Source organism: Acinetobacter sp., from assembly GCF_036659555.1.
Classification (GTDB): domain Bacteria; phylum Pseudomonadota; class Gammaproteobacteria; order Pseudomonadales; family Moraxellaceae; genus Acinetobacter.
Genome location: NZ_JAVXCI010000167.1, coordinates 1 through 2,445 on the forward strand (window position 1 = coordinate 1; position 2,445 = coordinate 2,445).

General features: G+C 49.2%; 2 protein-coding genes. Both read right to left on the reverse strand.

All coding sequences use genetic code 11. The features are described from left to right. Nucleotides 1–163 precede the first annotated feature (163 nt). Entirely contained in the window at nucleotides 164–1,033 is an 870-nt protein-coding gene (gene thiM / locus RSA72_RS14370; protein WP_332623532.1) for a hydroxyethylthiazole kinase, read from the reverse strand. Between the two features lie 12 nt (nucleotides 1,034–1,045). Continuing rightward, nucleotides 1,046–2,212 carry a hypothetical protein gene (locus tag RSA72_RS14375; protein ID WP_332623533.1) on the reverse strand — a complete coding sequence of 389 codons (1,167 nt, stop codon included), beginning with the start codon at nucleotides 2,210–2,212 and terminating at the stop codon, nucleotides 1,046–1,048. Between the last annotated feature and the right edge of the window lie 233 nt (nucleotides 2,213–2,445).

The following is a 2,445-nucleotide window of genomic DNA, read 5'->3' on the forward strand; positions in this document are numbered from 1 at the left end:
TTTTGAAATCCATATCACACATAATCTCCCATAAAATATGCTTTCATTAGGTTTTTTGTGTAATAGCTATTTTGATAATTAGCTATATTTGCGCAGCGGCATTGAATCTGGCGCCTTGGGCGCAGGGTAAGTTAGGCATTTATGCGGATAAAATCCGGCGCAGTTATAAAGCAAGCACGCTGAAATCGCTGTATTGCTGCAGGTCTTCCGCGTTCAGGCTGTAAATTTCATCTAAAAACGCGGCATTAAAGCTGCCCGCTGTATCGGCGCGCTCATAGGCCTTTTTGCCGGCAACCGCAAAGTGGATATGCGCAGCTGCGGCTCCAGCGGTGACGCTGCTGCTGACGGCGCAATAAGCTGCGGTCAGTGCGCCTAAGGCGCAGCCCGATGCGGTAATTTTGGGCTGCAGATGGGAGCCGCCATTAATTTGAATCACGGCATTCAGCTCTCTGGATAAAATAAAGTCAGATTCACCCGAAATGGCAATACATTCCGCATGTTCAAATAAGCACTGCGCCTGCCGGTAGACCGCTGCGTTGCTGACGGTGCTGTCTACGCCTTTGGACTGAATCTGCCGGCCTGCCAGCGCGCCGATTTCTGAGGCATTGCCGCGGATCACGCTAGGCTGATACTGCAGCAGCGCATCCGCCATATCTGAACGCCATTGCAGCACCGGGCCATAGCCGACAGGGTCCAGCACCCAAACTTTTCCAAGGCTGTGCGCAGTCTGGGCGGCAATCTGTATGGCCTGCATTTGTTCAGGTGTCGGCGTGCCTAAATTCAAGCTGATGGCGCTGGCGATGCGGGCAAAGCTTTCAGCCTCAAAGGGGTTGTCAATCATGGCCGGGGAGGCGCCGGCGGCCAGCAAAACATTGGCCACATAATTGCCGGCCACGCTGTTGGTGATGATATGCACCAGAGGCTGCTGGGTTTTCAGCTCTGTCCATGCATCAATCACCTGCTGCAGCAGCGGGGCGGTCAAATCGGACAGGGCGCTGTTGATGGCGGTGTTCAGCTGTTCCGGATAGTTCATTCGTTTTCTCCCTCAGCGGGTGAAGTAATGGTCTTGCTGCTTGCAGGCGCGGCAGAACAGGGAAACATGATTTTCTGCATCATAATCCACGTCCAGTTCATCCGATCCGCAATGCATGCAGCGCTTCAGCGCGTAAAATTTCAGCCGCGGCTCGACTTTTTCCCAAATTTTCCAAATGGGCTGCACAAATACCGTGTCGTCACAGCCTAAAAAGCGGAAGAATAAAATTTCCGCCATTTTTGACATCGGAATCTGCGGCGGGTGCGGCAGCGTGCTGGTAACCCATTTTTCTTGCAGGCCGCGCTCACGGTACTGCTGTACGGTTTTTTTCAGCAAATTGGTATTGATGAATTTTTCATTGCGCGGCTGCAGCAGCTTCTGCTGATGCAGGTAGTCCAGCGCGGTCTGCATCAAATAGAAAATCTGCCCGACGGCAAGGCTGTCCAGCAGGCGGTAGCACAGGGTTCTTAGGCTGTTATTGCCGGAAATCTGCACTTGCCAAATCCGGCAGTAAAACTGAATGAACTGCACAATTTTTTCATACATGATTTCGTAAATGGCGTCTTTGACTTCATCGGAGCTTTTGAAGGGAATGCCTTGCGCCAGATTTTCATAAAACCACAGGCGCAGCTTATGCGCAATGCTGTACAGGCTAGGTTCGGAATAGCCGTCCAGACGCACATTGATATAGTATTGCCCGGCTTCATCTGCATAATCCTTTAAAGTCAGGACATGCTGGTCGATCATGCGCTTGATCAGGTTTTTCTGATACAGATAGTTGGGGGAAATCGGATAGTATTTAATTTTTTCCCAGTCAATGAATTCATCATGCTGCGAGTTTTCAAAGACTTGGTCATCTAAAACCGCCAGCAGGAACAGCTTCTGAATAAAGCTCAGCTGATTCAGCTTGTGCTCAATCATGTCCCTATCTTTGCCTTTATTTTTCTGCTTGAAATTTTCCTGATGCAGCGCTTCTTTAATCAGTTTTTTGCGGCTGGCTTGGCAGGCCGCGCAGTGGCAGTTATGGGTTTTATCCTGATAGATTTTATGCTCGCAGTAGCTGCACTCATGATAATTCAGCTCCTGATCATACTGCTCCGCTTCTACCCAATACATAGATGCGCGGCACAAAGGGCATTGTGTACTTTCATCCAGCTGTTTCTGCAGAATTTGAAGCATAGAGGGAAATCATCAATTGAAAGCTTAAGCTATTATACACAGCAAAATTAAGCCCGCGCGCAGGTTCCCGGCGCAAATCTTTTCCGGCAAAACGCCCTCAAGCAGCACAATAAAAAAGAGCCGGCTCAGCCAGCTCTTTTGAGGGTTAAAACAGCGTTAAGAAAAGCCAGTGTTCAGAGTAATGCCAGTCAGTTAAGAAATTGACTGGCATTTTCTTTTTAAATTCTAAATTT